This is a genomic window from Actinoalloteichus hoggarensis (genome assembly GCF_002234535.1).
GTDB lineage: Bacteria > Actinomycetota > Actinomycetes > Mycobacteriales > Pseudonocardiaceae > Actinoalloteichus_A > Actinoalloteichus_A hoggarensis.
This window is the reverse complement of record NZ_CP022521.1, coordinates 549319-567712: the sequence shown is the minus strand read 5'-3', so window position 1 is coordinate 567712 and position 18394 is coordinate 549319. Positions and strand designations below refer to the sequence as shown.

At 70.2% G+C, this 18394-nt stretch carries 12 protein-coding genes; 1 reads left to right on the top strand and 11 read right to left on the bottom strand.

Annotated elements, in window-relative coordinates:
- Window positions 1-109 precede the first annotated feature (109 nt).
- Window positions 110-2878: a sunset domain-containing protein gene (locus AHOG_RS02575; protein ID WP_093939927.1), complete on the bottom strand. Its 2769-nt coding sequence runs from the start codon at window positions 2876-2878 to the stop codon at window positions 110-112.
- A 409-nt stretch (window positions 2879-3287) separates the two neighbouring features.
- Here AHOG_RS02575 and rarD point away from each other — a divergent pair, with 409 nt between their 5' ends.
- Window positions 3288-4286 (top strand): EamA family transporter RarD, encoded by a 999-nt coding sequence (gene rarD / locus AHOG_RS02570; RefSeq protein WP_245856524.1) that lies wholly within the window; start codon window positions 3288-3290, stop codon window positions 4284-4286.
- A 243-nt stretch (window positions 4287-4529) separates the two neighbouring features.
- On the opposite strand, the gene AHOG_RS02565 is transcribed toward rarD, so the two are convergent.
- The 10 genes from AHOG_RS02565 to nuoF all read right to left on the bottom strand — a co-directional run bounded on the left by AHOG_RS02565 (window position 4530) and on the right by nuoF (window position 18319).
- On the bottom strand, window positions 4530-5582 hold the full coding sequence (locus AHOG_RS02565) for a polyprenyl synthetase family protein (RefSeq protein ID WP_093939925.1): 1053 nt from the start codon (window positions 5580-5582) through the stop codon (window positions 4530-4532).
- 131 nt (window positions 5583-5713) lie between these two features.
- Window positions 5714-7339 (bottom strand): NADH-quinone oxidoreductase subunit NuoN, encoded by a 1626-nt coding sequence (gene nuoN / locus AHOG_RS02560; RefSeq protein WP_093939924.1) that lies wholly within the window; start codon window positions 7337-7339, stop codon window positions 5714-5716.
- Between the two features lie 13 nt (window positions 7340-7352).
- The gene (locus AHOG_RS02555; protein WP_093944094.1) at window positions 7353-8984 is read right to left on the bottom strand and encodes an NADH-quinone oxidoreductase subunit M; all 1632 of its coding nucleotides are present in this window, start codon (window positions 8982-8984) and stop codon (window positions 7353-7355) included.
- Between the two features lie 109 nt (window positions 8985-9093).
- Complete coding sequence (nuoL, locus tag AHOG_RS02550) at window positions 9094-11028, bottom strand: NADH-quinone oxidoreductase subunit L (RefSeq protein ID WP_093944093.1); 1935 nt, start codon at window positions 11026-11028, stop codon at window positions 9094-9096.
- Window positions 11029-11095: 67 nt separating this feature from the next.
- Window positions 11096-11395 (bottom strand): NADH-quinone oxidoreductase subunit NuoK, encoded by a 300-nt coding sequence (gene nuoK / locus AHOG_RS02545; protein ID WP_069846307.1) that lies wholly within the window; start codon window positions 11393-11395, stop codon window positions 11096-11098.
- Window positions 11392-12486 carry an NADH-quinone oxidoreductase subunit J gene (locus tag AHOG_RS02540; RefSeq protein WP_311770153.1) on the bottom strand — a complete coding sequence of 365 codons (1095 nt, stop codon included), beginning with the start codon at window positions 12484-12486 and terminating at the stop codon, window positions 11392-11394. Before AHOG_RS02540 ends, nuoK begins: the two co-directional genes overlap by 4 nt.
- Window positions 12483-13049 (bottom strand): NADH-quinone oxidoreductase subunit NuoI, encoded by a 567-nt coding sequence (nuoI, locus tag AHOG_RS02535; RefSeq protein ID WP_093939923.1) that lies wholly within the window; start codon window positions 13047-13049, stop codon window positions 12483-12485. Before nuoI ends, AHOG_RS02540 begins: the two co-directional genes overlap by 4 nt.
- Window positions 13036-14412: an NADH-quinone oxidoreductase subunit NuoH gene (nuoH, locus tag AHOG_RS02530; RefSeq protein ID WP_093939922.1), complete on the bottom strand. Its 1377-nt coding sequence runs from the start codon at window positions 14410-14412 to the stop codon at window positions 13036-13038. The genes nuoI and nuoH overlap by 14 nt, the downstream gene beginning before the upstream one ends.
- Window positions 14409-16979 carry an NADH-quinone oxidoreductase subunit G gene (locus AHOG_RS02525; protein ID WP_093939921.1) on the bottom strand — a complete coding sequence of 857 codons (2571 nt, stop codon included), beginning with the start codon at window positions 16977-16979 and terminating at the stop codon, window positions 14409-14411. Before AHOG_RS02525 ends, nuoH begins: the two co-directional genes overlap by 4 nt.
- Entirely contained in the window at window positions 16979-18319 is a 1341-nt protein-coding gene (gene nuoF / locus AHOG_RS02520) for an NADH-quinone oxidoreductase subunit NuoF (protein WP_093939920.1), read from the bottom strand. Before nuoF ends, AHOG_RS02525 begins: the two co-directional genes overlap by 1 nt.
- Between the last annotated feature and the right edge of the window lie 75 nt (window positions 18320-18394).

Sequence of the window (18394 nt, the reverse complement as noted above, 5' to 3'; positions counted from 1 at the left end):
AGGCCGCCACCGGCTGCGGAGACGAACCCGGGCGGGCGCCGATCATCGATCGACGCCCGCCCGTCTCACGTCACCGCCGAGCCCCGCCACGGTCGGCGATTGGCTCGGGTCAACGACCGGCGGAACCCGACCTGCGCGTGTGCCAGGGCGCGAAGCCCGCACGCTGGGCGTCGGTCTCACTGCGGAACCAGACCTGTGCCTTGGCCGTGGCGAACTGCGGCGACTGCTCGGTGTAGTAGGTGCGGCTCTTCGCGTTGGCCTTGATCCGATAGTCGGCCGTGGGCGCGGACCCGTCCGGGGCGGCGGGTGCCGAGCCCGGTCCGAACGGCTGCGCGCCCTTCGGGGCGAGCGTCGCCGCGTCCAGCTCGTTTCCGTCGACGTCCTGGATCGGAATCCAGGGCTCCCGGCCCGGGGTGCTGGACGGGGTGGGGATGACGGGCCTCGGGATCGCGGGCGGCGGGCCCGGCGGAACGGGCGAGGCGGGGCGGGGCGGGGTGCCGCCCTGGCCGCCGCTCTGCCCCCGGCCCGCGAACCAGACGAACTCCGCGGCGCCGCCGCTGGGTGCCGGGCCCGGCACCGCGCTGTCGGCCTCCAACACCGGTTCGAACAGCGACCTCGGTCGATCCGGCTCGACCGCCTCGTCGACCTCGCGTGCCTCGTCGGGGGTCGACGGCGTCGCATCGCCCAGTTCCAGGTCGTCCAGGCCGATCAGCGGGTCCACGGTCGGCTCCGGTCTGCGAGCCGACGACCGCCCGGCGACATGCGGGATGTCATTCGAGAACGGCCTGCTCTCCCCGCCCGAGGCCGGCGTGGAGACGTCGTCATCGGAGATCGACACCACCGGGATCATCGCCGTCTCCTCGGCCGCCCGGTCTCGGTCCTCCCGCTGTTCCCGGTCCGGCCGGTCCGATCGACCCGGCCGGTCCCGGTCGTCTTCCGGTTCGGCGTCGGTCACGGGCGAAGGCTCCGCGTCGGCTACGGGCACGGCCACCGCCGCAGGCTCGTCCCCCGCCGCCTCGGCCCCCGCCCGCTCCTCGGCAGCAGCGCTGAGCGCATCGGCGGACAGTTCCATGGCGGGCAGTTCCGCGGCCGGACGGTCCTCGTGGGCCTCCCTCGCCGAATCGCGCGTCGAATCGGCTGAATCGGGCGTCGAAGCGTCGACCGACGGCAGGTTCGCGACGTCCCTGACGGGCGGCGTCGGTGCCAGGGACTCGCCCACGCTCGGTTCGGCGGGGGATTCCGACCCGGTGGCGGGTTCCGGGGACTGCTCCGCCTCGGGCCAGCCGGTCTCCGCGGGCGACTCGTCGACGTCCGCAGGCCAGACCCCGTCGTCCTCTTGGTCGAACGGCCTCGTCCCGGTCGCCCCGTCGTCGTCCGGACCGGTGGCCTGCGGCGAGGCGAACTCGGGCAGGTCCGGACCCGACGGCCAGGCCGTCGTCTCCTCGTCCGCCTGCCGCTCACCCGATGTGGCCGCCCCCGACGGCCATTCGTGTTCCGCGGCGGACCGCTCGTTCAGCCCGGACTCATCCGGCCGGCGCTCGCCAAGCCGCTCGATTGCCGGCTGCTCCATCCCGGGTTCCTCGATCCCGTGCGATGCGAGGCCGTCCGGCTCGGGCTGCTCAGCGTGCAGGTCCGCGGAAGGGTCTGGGGGAAGGTCGGGCCGTCGGAAGAAGTCGGTGCGCGACTCGGTGCCCTCCTCCGAGGTCGAGCGGCCCCGAGCCGACAGCGAGCCCGTCGAGTCGGATTCGGTGAAGTCAGGCCCGGTCACGCCAGGCCCGGTGACGTCGGACCCGGAAAGGTCGGGCCCGGAGAGGTCGGGCCCGGCGGACTCGAAAGCATCGGCCGGTAGCGGCCGGCTGCCGTGCTGTGTCGCGGAGCCGAGGACGTCGGACCGGTCCGGGGCCTCGGTGGGAAAGTCGGCAGGACCCAAATCCTGGCCGCTCGTGGCCGTACGGCCTGACGTCCCCGCGTCGTCGCCGTCGGGCCACGCGCCCTCGAAGGCGTCGAACCGGGCACCACTCGCCGCCGGCGAACCCGCGGGTTCGATCTCGGAGACCGGTCGGCCGAGCGCCCCGGACGGAGTCCGGTCGTCGAGGCCGGTGGCGGGCCGTCGGTCCTGCGGCCGGGGCGTCTGCGCCGACGGGCGCTCACGTCCCTCGTCCGGCCAGCCGATCGCCTCGTCCCGTCGAGCGCCGTTCTGCGGCTGCGGGCGAGAACCGGCCGCACCGAGCGCCTGTCGCGACTGCCTGCCCGCCACGTCTCGCCCGGACTCCGGCAGCCCGGCCGGCCCGGCGGTGCCGATCACCGCGGTCTCGTCCGCGCGTGGTTCGGGACGACGGCGCTGCCCCTGCGGTTCGGCCCTCGGGCCCTGGTACTGGTCGAGCGGGCCCGCCGCACGCACGGTCCGCTGTCCTCGATGCTCGCCCGCCTCCTCCTCGTGGTGCGGCGCCGACTGCCGCTCGGTGAAGAAGTCCGACCGCGTCCGCTCGGGCGGGGCGGCACGCGGCGGCTCCGGCATCCTCGGCGGCAGCGGCGGGCGGGCGGCGGGCGCGGGCTCGGCCTCCCACAGCTCCTCGTAGGTCTCCGGGATCGGCTGCCGTTGTGTCGGGTCCGGCGCGGTGCCGCGCAGTCCCGCGAGCAGATCGTCACCGTCGGCGTCCGCACGCAGCCAGTCGGCGTCGCGTCGGGTGTGCTCCGGCGACGGGCGTGCCTGCGCGACGTCCACATCGTCGGGGACGTCGGCACCCGCCGCACGCTCGGCGTCGAGCCGCGCGAGCCGTTGTCGGGCCGGGCGGACCAACAGCGCCCAGGTGACGAAGGCTCCTAGGGCGAAGGCGAGCAGGCTCCACAGCCATACCTGCCCGAAGATCGAGGTCACAGGAAGTCCCTCCTAGCCGCACGGCCACGCCCGGAGCGTGCACAGTCCGGAACGCGCTGCCATGACCATCCGCCGCGGACGGCAGGCGGAGCCGCCGTCCGGTGGTCGACGTCGTCTCGTCGACCGTCCCACCTCATCGAACCGATCCGCCCACCGGCCCGGCCCTATCGAAGCAGACCCGATCGCCACGTCAAGCGCGATGTCGTCAAGAAGGCCCGCCTACCGAGACGACGACGGAAGATCCACGTCAGGACGCCGCCGCGGCCCGGGCCACGCGCTGTCGAGACCGGTTCTCTTCAGCGGTGCCCAAGCCTTCCAGGAATAGTGCCCGCGCATGCAATCGGGGTGGCGATATCCGGCGGATTCCAACGCGAGAAACGTGAGTTACGTTCGGCGTAGGCTCGCCGACGTGCCCGCCACGACTCCCGAAACCGGTCCGGCGTCCGACCGAACGAACACCGGCCCGAGTCGACGACGCGGCCTGGCGGCGGGAGTCGCGGCCTACGTGCTGTGGGGCGCCACACCAGGCTTCTGGGCACTGGTCGATCAGGCCGGCGCGGTCGAGATCCTGGCGCATCGCCTCGCCTGGACCCTCGTCCTGATGGCCCTGGTCTGCCTGCTGCTGGGCAGACTGTCCGCGTTACGCGGACTCGGCCCGCGCCGTTGGGCCCTGATCGCCGTCGCCGCGATACTGATCGCGGTCAACTGGGGCGTCTACATCTATGCCGTTCTCACCGAGCGCGTCATCGAGGTCTCCCTCGGCTACTACATCAACCCGCTGCTGAGCGTGCTGCTCGGCGTCATGGTGCTCGGGGAGCGGCTGCGTCGGATGCAGTGGATCGCGCTGGGCGTGGCGGTCGTGGCGGTGCTGGTGGTGACCCTCGACTACGGCAGACTGCCCGTCATCGCGCTCGTGGTCGCGAGCAGCTTCGCGGTCTACGGTCTGCTCAAGAAGACGGTGCCGCTGGACTCGTTGAACAGCCTCACCGCGGAGAGTATGGTGCTGGCCCCGTTCGCCGTGGCCTACCTGGTCTGGTTGCAGGTGACCGGCGCGGCCACCTTCCTGGTCGACGGCCCGCTGCACAGCGCCCTGCTTGTCGCGGCAGGTCCGGTCACCGCACTCCCGCTGCTGCTGTTCGGCTTCGCCGCCCAGCGCATCCCACTGACCGTGATGGGGATGCTGCAGTACCTGGCACCGACGTTGCAGCTGCTCTGGGCGGTTCTCATCGCGCACGAGCCGATGCCTGTCTCCCGGTGGATCGGATTCGCCCTCGTGTGGCTCGCCCTCGCCGTCTTCAGCATCGACGCGATGCGGACGGCACGCCGAGCGGGGGCGCCGACGCCGGACGCCGCCACCGCCGCCCGGCGTCAGACGGAGTCGACCGTCTCCAGGCCCGACCAGCTCTGATGCGGCGGCCTCGTCCGACACGACCACGGCCGTTCGTCGATCGGCACGCCCGACGCCGGGCTCACCAGGAGTCACGTCGACGTGGTCGGACTCCCTCGCCAGGGCAGGCCGCACCATCGCGGAGTCGCTGACGGCGGTCGCGACGCGGGCGGTCATCGTGGGAGGACGAGCACGCGCGGGCTCTCCCTCGCCGGACGGCCCGGTGCCCGCGGGGACGGACACGGGCGGCGTGCCGGGGCCGGGCTAGTTGCTGCGGGCCACCACGTACTCGATGAGGCTGCCCAGCGCGTCCCGCGCCGGATGGCGGGGCAGCACCGCCAGCTCACGCCGGGCCTCGTCCGCGTAGTCGGTCAGCGTCTTGCGCGCCGCCGACACCCCGGAGGAGGCTTGCAGCAGGTCGAGAGCCTCGTGCAGCAGGTCGTCGTCGCTGATCGGCCCGGCCAGCAGCTCGCGCAGCCGCTCGGTCCGCGGCGACTCCTCGGCGAGCGCGTAGAGCATCGGCAGCGTCAGCACGCCCTCGCGCAGGTCGGTGCCGGGCACCTTGCCGGACTCCTGCGCGGGCGAGTCGATGTCGATGATGTCGTCGGAGATCTGGAAGGCGATGCCGATCAGCTGCCCGAGCCTGCGCAAGGCCGCGGTCTGCTCGTCCGTGGCGCCCGAGAGCATCGCGCCGTACTGACCGGCCGTCGCGATGAGCGACCCGGTCTTCTCGCTGATCACCTGGAGGTAGTGCTCGACCGGGTCGGCGTCCGCGCTCGGCCCGACGGTCTCCCGCATCTGTCCGGTCACGAGTTCGCCGAAGGTCTGCGCGATGATCTTGGCGACCTCGGTGCCCAGATCCGCCACCAGGTAGGAGGCCCTGGCGAACAGGTAGTCGCCGGTGAGGATGGCCACCGCGTTGTCCCAGCGGACGTTGGCGCTCTGCGCGCCGCGACGCATGGTGGCCTCGTCCATCACGTCGTCGTGATACAGCGTCGCCAGGTGGACCAGCTCCACCGCGACCGCCGCCTTGATCACGTCCGATCTGCCCTGGCCGCCGAACTGCGCGGCCAGGAGGGTGAACGTCGGTCTGAACCGTTTCCCACCCGCGTCGACCAGATGCAGAGCCGCCTCGGTGACGAAGTCGAGATCGCTGCGCAGCAACCCGTGCAGCAGATCCTCGACCTCGGCCAGGCTCGCGGAGACCTCGTCCGCCAGTCCCGCGTCCGTGATGTCCAGTTGTGAGGTACGACCTCCACCGACCTGAGTCGGACCCGTGCCCGCCACGTCACCGCCGCCTTCTCGCCAAGGGCTCATCCCCGCAGAGCCTGTCGCAGATCACCGTCCCCCGGCGCCGCCGGGAACAGCGCGACGAGCGTCGGCGTGTCGCCGGACGTCTCGTCGACGCTGTTCCCTGAGAACGACGAGGGAGGGTCGACGCCAGGGATCTAGGAGATGAACCCACCAATGCCTGCCCAGTCCAGGGCCAACGTCGGCAGCACGCCGAGCAGCAGCGTGACCACCACACCGAGCGTAATCGCAGCGGTGGTGAAGGCTCCGGGCACACTCACCGTAGGACCGTCGGCGGCGGGCTCGCTGAAGTACATGAGCACGATGACACGCACGTAGAAGAACGCGGCGACGGCGCTGGCGATCAGCGCCACCACCACCAACGGAGCCATTCCGTCGGCCACCGCGGCCGAGAAGACCGCCAGTTTGCCCATGAACCCGCTGGTGAGCGGGATGCCCGCCAACGCGAGCAGCAGGAAGGAGAACACCGCGGCTACCAAGGGTGACCGCTTCGCCAGACCCGCCCACTTCGACAGGTGAGTCGCCTCACCATCGGAGTCGCGCACCAGGGTGATGACGCCGAACACGGCCACCGTGGTGAAGCCGTACGCCAGCAGGTAGAACATCGTGCCCGCCAGGCCGTCGTCGGTCAGGGCGATCGCACCAACCAGCAGGAAGCCCGCGTGGGCCACGGACGAGTAAGCCACCATCCGCTTGATGTCCGTCTGGGTGAGACCCAGCACGGCGCCGATCACCATCGAGGCGATCGCGACGGCCCAGAGGACGCCCTCCCACTCCCAGCTCGACGCCTCGAAGGCGACCGAGAAGACCCGCAGGATCGCGCCGAACGCGGCGACCTTGGTACACGCCGCCATGAAGGCGGTGACCGGTGTCGGAGCGCCCTGGTAGACGTCCGGAGTCCACGAGTGGAACGGACCGACCGACGCCTTGAACAGCAGGCCGACGACCAACAGTCCCAACCCGGCGAACAACAGGGTCTCGGACCGGTCGGTGCCCGCGGTCGCCTGGGCGATCGCGGACAGCTGCACCGAGCCCGCGAAGCCGTAGAGCAACGCGATGCCGTACAGGAAGAACGCCGAGGCGAAGGCGCCGAGGAGGAAGTACTTGACCGCCGCCTCCTGCGAGATCAGCCTGCGTCGTCGTGCCAGGCCGCACATCAGGTACAGCGGAAGGCTCAGGACCTCCAGCGCCACGAACATCGTCAGCAGGTCGTTGGACGCCAGGAAGGCCATCATGCCGCCGAGGGCGAACAACGCCAGCGGGAAGACCTCGGTCTGCATGCCGGGCACCGTCGTCTGCGCACGGTCCTGCGTGGAACCCGGCCGTAGGGCCGCCTGCGCCACGAACGCGCCGCCCGGTTCCACCGAGCGATCCGCGATCATGAGGAACGACGGCAGCGCCAGCGCCAGCAGGGTGCCCCACAGGAACAGCGTCGGATCGTCGACGGCCAGCGCACCGTTGAACGTCGTCACGGGCGCCACCTGGTGCGTGGCGTCGGCGAAGGCCGGGTCGACCGGAACCTCCTCCGACAGTCCGAGACCCACACGCAGATCCTCGTTGATGTAGAGGATCATCGCGAACGCCGCGATCAGCAGCGTTCCGATCGACAGTCCGACCTGGGCCGCCCACCGCCGCGACCTCGGCAGAAACGCCTCCAGCAGCACGCTGACGAAGGCGGCCAGGAAGACGACGAGCAGCGGGCTGATCGCCCACCAGTCGATCGAGTAGCTCTCCACGCTCTCGCTCTGCGCGAGAACGGACACGCTTGTCAACACCTCAGTCGCCTTCCTGACCGGTTGCCTCAGGTCCGCCTGTCGCAGGTCCGACCGTGGACTCCGCCCCCGTCACGGGATCGCTGAGACCGACCTCGGTCATCGTCGCCTCGACCGAGGGCGTGATCACCTCGAGCACCGGCGCCGGGTAGAACCCGAGCACCACGATCAGCACCACCAGGGGCGCCAGCACGCCGATCTCGCGGGCGCTGAGATCGGGCACCTTGCTCTTGAGCTTCGTGAGCAGCGACTCCGAGTTCGGATCGATCGCCGCCCCCGGGCCGCCCGCCAGCCCCGTCAGGGCATCGCCGCGCAGCGGCCCCTGCATCACCCGCTGATAGACCCACAGGACGTACAGCGCGGCCAGGATCATGCCGATCGCGGCGAGCACGGTGAAGACCGGCTCACGCGGGAACGATCCGATCAGCACCAGGAACTCGCTGACGAAGGAGTTCGTGCCCGGCAGCGCGAGCGAGGAGAGCCCCGCCACCAGGAACAGGCCCGCCAACACCGGGGTGAGCTTGGCCAGACCGCCGTAGTCCTGGATGAGCCGCGAACCGCCCCTGGCGATCACCATGCCCACCACGAGGAACAGCATTCCGGTGGAGATGCCGTGGTTGACCATGTACAGCACCGCACCGCTCTGTGCCTGCGTGCTGAAGGCGAAGATGCCCAGCGCGATGAAGCCGAAGTGTGCCACCGACGTGTAGGCGACGAACCGCTTCATGTCGCTCTGTCCGACGGCCAGCAGCGAGCCGTACAGCACGCCCGCCACCGCGAGGACCAGGATCAGCGGAGCGAGCTCCTGGCTGGCCAGTGGGAACAGCGGCAGGCAGTACCGGAGGAAGCCGAAGGTGCCGATCTTGTCGAGCACGCCGACCAGCAGCACGCCCGCCCCCACCGGGGCCTCCGCACCGGCGTCCGGCAGCCAGGTGTGCAGCGGCACCAGCGGCGCCTTGATCGCGAAGGCGATGAAGAAGCCGAGGAACAGCCAGATCTGCGTGCTCAGCGGCGCGTCGGAGATCGTGGCGGCCAGGGTCTCCCAGTCGAAGGTGCCCTGACCGAGCTCCTCGGTGCTGACCACGTAGACGCCGATGACCGACGCGAGCATGATCAGCCCGCCCAGCAGCGAGTACAGGAAGAACTTCACCGCCGCGTACTGCCTGCGCGGACCGCCGAACCGGCCGATGATGAAGTACATCGGCACCAGGACGGCCTCGAAGAAGACGTAGAACAGCAGCACGTCGGTGGCGGCGAAGACGCCCACCATCAGGGACTGCATCACCAGCAGCAGCGAGAAGTAGCCCGCCGCGGTGCGTCCCTCCGGCAGCCGGTCCTCCCACGAGGCGCCGATCACGATCGGCACCAGCACCGCGATCAGGGCGATCATCACCAACGCGATGCCGTCGACCCCGAGCGAGAAGTGCACGCCGAACGCGGGAATCCAGTCGACCGAGGAGGTCAGCTGCAACCTCGGGCCGCTCGGGTCGAACGCCGTCCAGGCCAGCACCGCCAAGACCAGCTCGACCAGTGAGAAGGCCAGGGCCGTCAGCTTCGCGGTCCGCTCGTTCCGACGCAGGAAGGCGACGACCAGCGCGCCGACGAGCGGCAGGATCAGCAGGGCCAAGAGCACCATCGGACCGCTCACCTTTCCTCCCTCATGCTCTCGGCCAGGTAGTTCTCGGCCACCGTGTTCTCGACGTTCTCGCCCTCTCCGACGAGAGGGATGTCACCCGACCTCGTGGTCACGAGAACCTCACCATCAACAGAGCCGCGATCACGAGGACCGAGCCTCCCAACATGCTCAGCGCATAGGAGCGGACGAAACCGGTCTGAGCCCGGCGGAGCCGTCCGGAGGAACCGCCGAGCAACGCGGCAGCACCGTTCACGACCCCGTCGACGCCCTTGTTGTCGACGTAGACCAGGGCGCGGGTCAGCCACGTGCCGGGGCGGGCGAACAGTGCCTCGTTCAGCGCGTTCCCGTACAGGTCGGCGCGCGCCGCCCGAACGGGGAACGAGACGCGGGCCGGACGCACGGCGGGCACTCGGCGGGCGCCGAAGACCAGCCAGGCGGCCACCACGCCCAGGGCGGAGAGGCCCACCACGATGAACGGGATCACCGAGTGCGGCAGGACGCCGTGGTGCTCCTCCAGCGTGCCGAGCGACGGCTGAAGCCAGTTCACCAGCCAATCGCCGGACTGGAGCAGGAAGCCGCCCGCGACCGAGCCCACCGCGAGCAGGATCATCGGCGCCGTCATCGACACCGGGGACTCGTGCGGGTGGAAGTCGCGACCGTCGGCGGACTTCTGGTCCTTCCACCGCTCCGGGCCGAAGAAGGTCATCAGCATCAGCCGGGTCATGTAGAAGGCCGTGAGGCCCGCGCCCAGGGCTGCGGCACCGCCGAACACCCAGCCGCGCCAGCCCGGCTCGGCGAACGCGGCGGCGACGATGGCGTCCTTGGAGTAGAAGCCGGAGAAGAACGGGAAGCCGATCAGCGCCAGGTACCCGAGACCGAAGGTGATGAACGTGACGGGCATGTACTTGCGGAGGTTCCCATACTTCCGCATGTCGACCTCGTCGTTCATGCCGTGCATGACCGAGCCCGCCCCGAGGAACAGTCCGGCCTTGAAGAAGCCGTGGGTCAGCAGGTGGAAGATGCCCAGCGCGTACCCTGCCGGGCCGAGCCCGACCGCCAGGATCATGTAGCCGATCTGGCTGACCGTCGAGTAGGCGAGCACCTTCTTGATGTCGTCGTAGGCGCAGCCGATGATGCAGCCGATCAGCAGGGTCAGCGCACCGATCGCGGTGACGATGAGCCTGCCGTCGGGGGTCAGCGTGTAGATCGGGTTCGCGCGGGCGATCAGGTAGACGCCCGCGGTGACCATGGTCGCGGCGTGGATGAGCGCGGAGACCGGAGTCGGGCCCTCCATCGCGTCCGGAAGCCAGGCCTGCAGCGGGAACTGGCCGGACTTTCCACAGGCACCGAGCAGCAGGAGCAGCGCGATCGCCAGCAGCACACCGGGCGAGAGCTCGCCCGCCCTGGCGAAGACCTCGGTGTACTGGGTGGTGCCCAGCTCACGGAACATCAGGAAGATGGCCACCGCGAGACCGACGTCGCCGACCCGGTTCATCAGGAAGGCCTTCTTGGCCGCGCTGGCCGCCGCGGGCCTGCGCTGCCAGAAGGAGATCAGCAGGTAGGAGGCGAGTCCGACGCCCTCCCAGCCCAGGTACAGCGTCACGAAGCTGTTGCCGAGCACCAGGACCAGCATCGCCGCGACGAACAGGTTGAGGTAGGCGAAGAACCGCCGACGCTCGGTGTTGGACCGGCCGACGCCGCCGTCGCTGTCGTGGCTCATGTAGCCGATCGAGTAGACGTGGATCAGCGATCCGACGCCCGTGATCAGCAGCACGAACACCATGGACAGCGGATCGATGCGCAGTCCGAACTCGACGTTCAGCGCACCGGCGGGAATCCAGTCGTAGAGGTGCAGCTCCTGAACCCGTTCGGAGCCGGACATACCTGCCATGGACAGGAAGACCGCGAGCCCGTAGACGAAGGCGGCGATCACCGTGGCACAGCCGAGCAGGTGCCCCCAGGCGTTGGTGCGCTTTCCACCGATCAGCAGCACGATGGCGCCGATCAGGGGCAGCGCGACCAGCAGCCACGCGTATTGAGCCACGCCCTCGGCGATGCTCGGTTCGGCGAGCGAGCCTTGGGCGGCCAGGAACGTCTCCACGCTCGACCCCTCAGTACTTCAACAGGTTGGCGTCGTCGACCGAGGCCGACCGGCGCGTCTTGAAGATCGACATGATGATGGCGAGGCCGACGACGACCTCGGCCGCCGCGACGACCATGACGAAGAAGGCCATGATCTGGCCGTCCAGAGTTCCGTTGATCCTCGCGAACGTGACCAACGTCAGGTTCACGGCGTTGAGCATGAGCTCCACGCACATGAAGACCACGATGGCGTTGCGTCGCACCAGCACGCCCACGGCGCCGATGGTGAACAGCAGCGCCGAGAGCAGCAGGTAGTAGGTCGGTGTCACGCCCTACCCTCCTCACCACTGGTGTCGGTCCCGTCGGCGTCCGCCGAGGTGTTTTCTCCCGCCGAGGCGGCATCGGACTCAGCCGAGGTGTCCTCCCCCGCCGAGGCGGCATCGGACTCAGCCGAGGTGTCCTCCCCCGCCGAGGCGGCATCGGACTCAGCTGCCGAGCCCGCCGCCTCAACGGACTTGCTCTTCTCCGCCGAGCCCGCCGACTCGGCCGGCTCGCCGCCGCCCGAGGTCAGCTCCCTGGCCTCCGGCGCGGGAACGCTACCCGAGACGTTCGCGGCGTCGGCGTCGAGGCGTTCCACCGCGGTGGACTCGATGAGCGCGGACAGCGACTCGGGAGCCACCGAACCGTCCGGCAGCAGGGCGGGCGTGGCCACCGAGTTGGCGGTGGCGAAGACACCCGGGCCGGGCAGCGGCGACGGGCGCGAGAGCTCGCCCCGGAAACGGGCGTCGGCCCGTTCCCGCTGGGTGAGCCGCACCTTGTCGCGCTTGTCCACCAGCACGAAGACCAACGCGCCCACGGTGGCGACCACCAGGAGCGCACCGGTCAGCTCGAAGGGGAACAGGTAGTCGGTGAAGAGGGCCTCGCCGATCGTCGCGACGTTGCCGTCCGGTGCGCTGTTGATGTGCTCCAGGCCGACCGACTGCACCGACTCCAGGGAGCGGGCCAGCGCGCCGACGACCAGGATGCCGAAGCCGATGCCGAAGAGCGCCGCCAGCAGCCGCTGACCGCGGAGCACTTCGACCACCGAGTCCGCGCTGTCCCGTCCGACGAGCATCAGGACGAAGAGGAACAGCATCATGATCGCGCCGGTGTAGACGATGATCTGCACGACGCCGAGGAACGGCGCGTGCTGGACCATGTACATGACGCCGAGCGACAGCATCGTCATCACGAGCCACAGCGCGGAGTGCACCGCGTTGCGGGCGAAGATCATGCAGAGAGCGCCGAGCAGAGCCGCGGGCCCGAGGATCCAGAAGGCGACGGCCTCCCCGGTGCCGATGACGTCCGCTGCCGGAGCCTGGTCGGGCGCCATGGCGGCGAACACCGAGCCGGGCAGGGCGGTGAGGATGTCGAGACTCACCGTCGGGCCTCCTCAGAACCGGTCTCCACCGTGGCACCGGCGGGCACGCCCGCCTTCCTGGCCAGCTCCGGACCGTGGACGTAGTAGTCCTGCTCGTCCTTGCCCAGGCGCATCGGGTGCGGCGGCTGCTCCATGCCTGCGAGCAGCGGCGCGAGCAGGTCCTCCTTCGTGAAGATGAGGTCCTGTCGATTGTCGTTCGCCAGCTCGTACTCGGTCGTCATGGTCAACGACCGGGTCGGGCAGGCCTCGACGCAGAGTCCGCAGCCGATGCAACGCAGATAGTTGATCTGGTAGTCGGCGCCGTAACGCTCACCGGGCGAGTAACGGGCCTCCTCGGTGTTGTCGCCGCCCTCCACGAAGATCGCGTCGGCGGGACACGCCCAGGCGCACAGTTCGCAGCCGACGCACTTCTCCAGTCCGTCGGGGTGCCGGTTGAGCTGGTGGCGGCCGTGGAAACGCTCCGCCGGAATCTTCTTGACCTCAGGGTATTCCTCGGTGGCCACCTTCTTGAACATGGTCGAGAAGGTGACGCCGAAGCCCTTGAGGGGATCAAACAGTCCCATCGCCGCCCTCCTTGGGGGAGCTGGCCGGTGCGGAAGAAGCGGAGTCGTCCGCCTTGCCCACGGAGCGAGTCGCGCCGCGCCTGGTGCCGCCCGCGATGCCTGCCGGCTTCTGCTCCGACGTCGCGGAGACACTGCGCCGGACCGGTACGTCGGGCACCTTGAGGTCCAGTGGCGGCAGCGGGTAACCGCTGCCCGACACCGGCGGGCCCTCGTCCTGCGGAGCCGCCCGATCCGGGAACAGGAAGCTGATCGCGACCACGATCACCAGCAGCACGGCCAGCACGATCATGATGTGCGTCGGGCTCACGCCCTCGGACTCGCGCAGCACGCGGATCACGGCGACGACGACGAAGAAGCCGAGTGCCGCGGGCACCAGGACCTTCCAGCCCAGGTGCATGAACTGGTCGTAGCGGAACCGAGGCAGTGCGGCCCGCACCCAGATGAACAGGAACAGACAGGCGCCCAGCTTCAGCGCGAACCACAGCAGCGGCCACCAGCCGGTGTTGAGGACGCCGTCGCCGATCTGCGAGAGCGGCCACGGCGCGGCCCAGCCGCCGAGGAACATCGTGGTGGCCAGCGCCGAGACCGTGACCATGTTGACGTACTCGGCGAGGAAGAACATGGCGAACTTCAACGAGGAGTACTCGGTGTGGAAGCCGCCGACCAGCTCGGACTCGGCCTCGGGGAGGTCGAAGGGCGCCCGGTTGGTCTCACCGATCATCGAGACGAGGTAGATCAGGAAGGCCGGTGCCAGCAGCAGGGCGAACCAGCCCTGCTGCATCTGTGCCTCGACGATCTGCGAGGTCGACAGCGATCCCGCGTAGAAGACGACGCTGACGATCGCCAGGCCCATGGCGATCTCGTAGGAGATCACCTGGGCGGCGGAGCGCAGCGCGCCGAGGAGCGGATACGGCGACCCGGAGGACCAGCCCGCGAGCAGGATGCCGTAGACGCCGATCGACGCACAGGCCAGCACCACCAGCACGCCCGCGGGCACCTCGGCGACCTGGAGCACCGTGCGCTCGCCGAAGATCGTGACCTCGCCGCCCAGCGGGATCACCGCCATCGCGAGCAGCGCGGGGATGGCGGCCAGGATCGGCGCCAGGAAGTACACCCACTTGTCGGCCATCGAGGGCCGGATGTCCTCCTTGAAGGCGAGCTTCAAGGCGTCGGCGAGCGACTGCAGGATGCCGAAGGGCCCCGCACGGTTCGGGCCGGGACGCTGCTGCATCCGGCCGATGATGCGCCGCTCGGCCCAGATCATCAGGATGGTGATGACGATCGGGATCGCGAAGATCACGACGACCTTGATCAGGATCAGCCAGATCGGGTCGTCGACCAGCAGCTCGGCTGCGGGGTTCATCGGGCTCCTCCGTTCTGGACCCCGTCGAGGTGAACCAGCGAACCGTGTCCGGCCGCCAGGCTGCGCCGCACCGTCGAGTCACCGGAGTTGGCGGGCAGCCAGACCACGTCATCGGGCAGGTCGGCCGGGCTCAGCGGCAGGGCCACCGAACCCCGCTCGGTGCGCACCGTGAGCAGATCGCCCTCGGCGAGTCCGAGCCGGGCGCTGGTCGCGGGCGACAGACGCGCGACCGGGGTGCGGGCGGTGCCCGCCAGGTTCGGCTCCTCCTCCTGGAGAGAACCGTTGTCCAGCATCTGCCGCCAGGTCGCCAGCGTGAGCTGGTCGGCCGTCGGCACGCGCCGGGTCGCGGGCGCCACGGTCGGCGCGGGCGGCCTGGTGCCGTCGTGGCGGCCGAGCCGGGCGAGGTCGCCCGCCGAGGCGGCAGGCGTCTGCGTGAACAGGTCGGCGTCCATCTCGACGGCCAGCGTGTCCAGCACCCGACAGTCCGGCAGCACGCCGGTGCCGTCGATCGTCGTGACGAACGGCCGCTCGCGTCCCTCCCAGTTGAGGTAGCTGCCCGACTTCTCCACCGAGGGAGCGATCGGGAGCACGACGTCGGCGCGTTCGGTGACCGCGCTGCTGCGCAGCTCCAGGCTGACCAGGAAGCCGACCTTGTTCAAGGCGCGCTCGGCCAGCTCTGGGTCCGCCAGGTCGTCGGGGTCGACACCGCCGACCACCAGGGCGTCGAGCTCGCCCGCCGCGGCGGCGGCGAGCACCGCCGAGGTGTCGCGACCCGGGGTCGCGGGCAGCGTCCCCGCCTGAAGCCCCCAGGCCAGCTCGACCTCGTTGCGGGCGGTCTCGTCGGTGACGGGCCTGCCGCCGGGCAGCAGGGTCGGGACCGCACCCGCCTCCAGCGCCCCACGCTCACCAGCACGTCGCGGAATCCAGGCGGCCCTGGCCCCGGTCCGTTCGGTGAGTCGCAGCACCGCGGAGAACAGGCCGGGCACCTCCGCGGCACGCTCGCCGACGAGGATCACGGCGTTCGAGGAGGTCAGCGCGCTCTCGATGTCCTCGGCATGGGTCGGCAACGCGTCGAGCGCCGCCGCCTCGCCGCCGGGAACGCAGGCGAGCAGCCCGCCGCCGGGGTCTGGCCTGCCGGGGTTCAGTCGGTCGGTGGTCTTGCGCACGCCCGGCGTGGACCACTGTCCGAGGTGGAAGACCTTGGTGCCCTTCTTCCGCGCGGCCTTACGCAGCCGCAGGAAGACGATGGGCGCCTCGTCCTCGGGCTCGAAGGCCACGCACAGCACCGCGGGCGCGGCCTCGAGCGAGGCGAACGTGACCCCGCCCGACTCCGGCGTGCTGCCGACCACCTGCGAGCCGAGGAACGCCAGCTCCTCGGCCGAGTGCGGCCGCGCGCGGAAGTCGATGTCGTTGGTGTTCAGGGCGATCCGGGCGAACTTGCTGTAGGCGTAGGCGTCCTCGACGGTGAGCCTGCCGCCCGTCAGCACGGCGGCGCCCCGGCCCTCTCGGGCCGCGGTCAGGCCGTCGGCGGCCACCCGCAGCGCCTCGGTCCATGAGGCGTCCCGCAGCAGACCGGTCTCGGCGTCACGCACCTGCGGGCGACGCAGCCGGTTCGGCGCCGTGGTGTAGCGGAACGCGAACCGGCCCTTGTCACACAGCCATTCCTCGTTGACCTCGGGGTCGTCGCCCGCGAGCTTGCGAGTGACCTTGCCCCGCCGCCAGTCGGTGCGCTCGGCGCAGCCGGAGGAGCAGTGTTCGCAGACGCCGGGCGTCGACACGAGGTCGAAGGGACGCGCCCGGAACCGGTAGGCGGCGCTGGTCAGCGCGCCCACCGGGCAGATCTGAATGGTGTTGCCGGAGAAGTAGCTCTGGTCGCCGCCCGCCACCGCGGCGGACTCGCCGCCCTCCAGCAGGGTCAGGCCGCCGCTGGCGGTGATGCCGCCCTCGGTCACCGCCGTCGACGCCGTGCCGATCTGCTGCTGCGCACCGCGCTCGAGCAGGTCGAGGAAGCTGTCGCCCGCGATCTCCTTGGAGAACCTGGTGCAGCGCTGGCAGAGCACGCAGCGCTCCCGGTCCAGCAGAACCTGGCTGGAGACCGCGAGCGGCTTGGCGAAGGTCCGCTTGTGCTCGTGGAACCGCGAATCCGTGCGGCCGTGCTTGAGCGCCTGGTTCTGCAACGGGCATTCGCCGCCCTTGTCGCAGATCGGGCAGTCCAGCGGATGGTTGATGAGCAGCAGCTCCATGACGCCCTGCTGCGCCTTGTCCGCCACCGGCGAGGTGCGCTGGGTGTTGACGACCATGCCGTCGGCCACGGTCATCGTGCAGGAGGCCTGCGGCTTGGGCATCTTCCGGCCGCCCATCTCCACGTCGACCAGACACTGGCGGCAGGCGCCGGCCGGGTCGAGGAGCGGGTGGTCGCAGAACCGGGGCACGACGATGCCCAGCCGCTCCGCCGTGCGGATCAGCAGCTCGCCCTTCGGCGCGTCGACCTCGATGCCGTCGATGGTCAGCCGGACGTGTCCCTCGGGCACCGGCGCGGCATCGGTCTTGTTCTCAACAGAGGTCATCAGCGGGCTCCTGCCAGAGCGGGACTCGCGGGGTCGGCCGCGGTGCCATTCCTGTTCTTCTCGCAGAGGTCGAGGAACTCCTGCTTGAAGTACTTGATCGCGCTGGTGATCGGGCTCACCGCGCCGTCGCCCAGCGCGCAGAACGAGCGGCCGAGGATGTTGTCGCAGACGTCGAGCAGCGTCTCGATGTCGGACTCCAGGCCCTCGCCTCGGACCATCCGCTGCAGGATCTGCACCAGCCAGTAGGTGCCCTCCCGGCAGGGGGTGCACTTACCGCAGGACTCGTGCTTGTAGAACTCGGTCCACTTCATCACGGCCCACGGCACCGAGACCGTCTCGTTGAAGATCTGCAGGGCGGTGGTGCCCAGCATCGACCCGGCCTCCGCGGCGCCCTCGAAGTCCAGCGGGACGTCGAGGTGCTCGGCGGTGAACAGCGGGGTGGAGGAGCCGCCCGGCGTCCAGAACTTCAGCGGGATGCCGTCCTTCATGCCGCCCGCGAGTTCCAGCAGCTCCCGCAGCGTGGTGCCCATCGGCGCCTCGTACTGGCCGGGCCGCTCCACGTGTCCGGACAGCGAGTAGATCTTCGGCCCCGGCGAGCGCTCCCGGCCCATCTTCCGGAACCAGTCGGAGCCGCCGTTGACGATGTAGGGAACACTCGCGATCGTCTCGACGTTGTTCACCACAGTGGGCGAGGAGTAGAGGCCCGCGGTCGCCGGGAACGGCGGCTTCAGCCTCGGCTGGCCGCGCTTGCCCTCCAGCGAGTCGAGCAGCGCGGTCTCCTCGCCGCAGATGTAGGCGCCCGCACCCGCGTGCACCACGACGTCGAGATCGAATCCGGAGCCCAGGATGTTCTTGCCCAGGTAGCCCGCGCGGTAGGCCTCGTTCACCGCGGCCGTCAGCCTGCGGATGCAGTGCAGCGCCTCGCCGCGCACGTAGATCGCGGCGAAGTTCGCCCGGATCGCGTACGACGTGATGACGACGCCCTCGATCAACGAGTGCGGGTCCGCCATCATCAGCGGGACGTCCTTGCAGGTGCCCGGCTCGCCCTCGTCCGCGTTGATCACGAGGTAGTGCGGCTTGCCGTCGCCCTGCGGGATGAAGCCCCACTTCATGCCGGTGGGGAAGCCCGCACCGCCACGACCGCGCAGCCCGGAGTCCTTCATCAAGGTGATGAGCTGGTCGGGGTGGGCGCCCAGTGCCTTGCGCAGCGCCGAGTAGCCCTCCAGCTGCTCGTAGGTGCGCAGCCCCCACGACTCGGGGGACAGCCACCGACGGGTCAGCACCGGGGTCAGGGGTGCCACCCCGTTCGACGAGGTCTTCGTCGAGTTCGGTTCACTCATCGCCGTTCTACTCCCTGCTTGCCCACCCGGCGCCAGCCGACCGGCGTCGGACACCACGCGGTTCTCGACAGCCCT

Coding starts and splice junctions, on each gene's coding strand:
- AHOG_RS02555 (WP_093944094.1), bottom strand. CDS start 8,984: ATGGTGCTCTTGGCCCTGCTGATCCTGCCGCTCGTCGGCGCGCTGGTC.
- nuoH (WP_093939922.1), bottom strand. CDS start 14,412: ATGAACCCCGCAGCCGAGCTGCTGGTCGACGACCCGATCTGGCTGATC.
- AHOG_RS02565 (WP_093939925.1), bottom strand. CDS start 5,582: ATGAGCCCTTGGCGAGAAGGCGGCGGTGACGTGGCGGGCACGGGTCCG.
- nuoI (WP_093939923.1), bottom strand. CDS start 13,049: ATGGGACTGTTTGATCCCCTCAAGGGCTTCGGCGTCACCTTCTCGACC.
- AHOG_RS02525 (WP_093939921.1), bottom strand. CDS start 16,979: ATGACCTCTGTTGAGAACAAGACCGATGCCGCGCCGGTGCCCGAGGGA.
- nuoF (WP_093939920.1), bottom strand. CDS start 18,319: ATGAGTGAACCGAACTCGACGAAGACCTCGTCGAACGGGGTGGCACCC.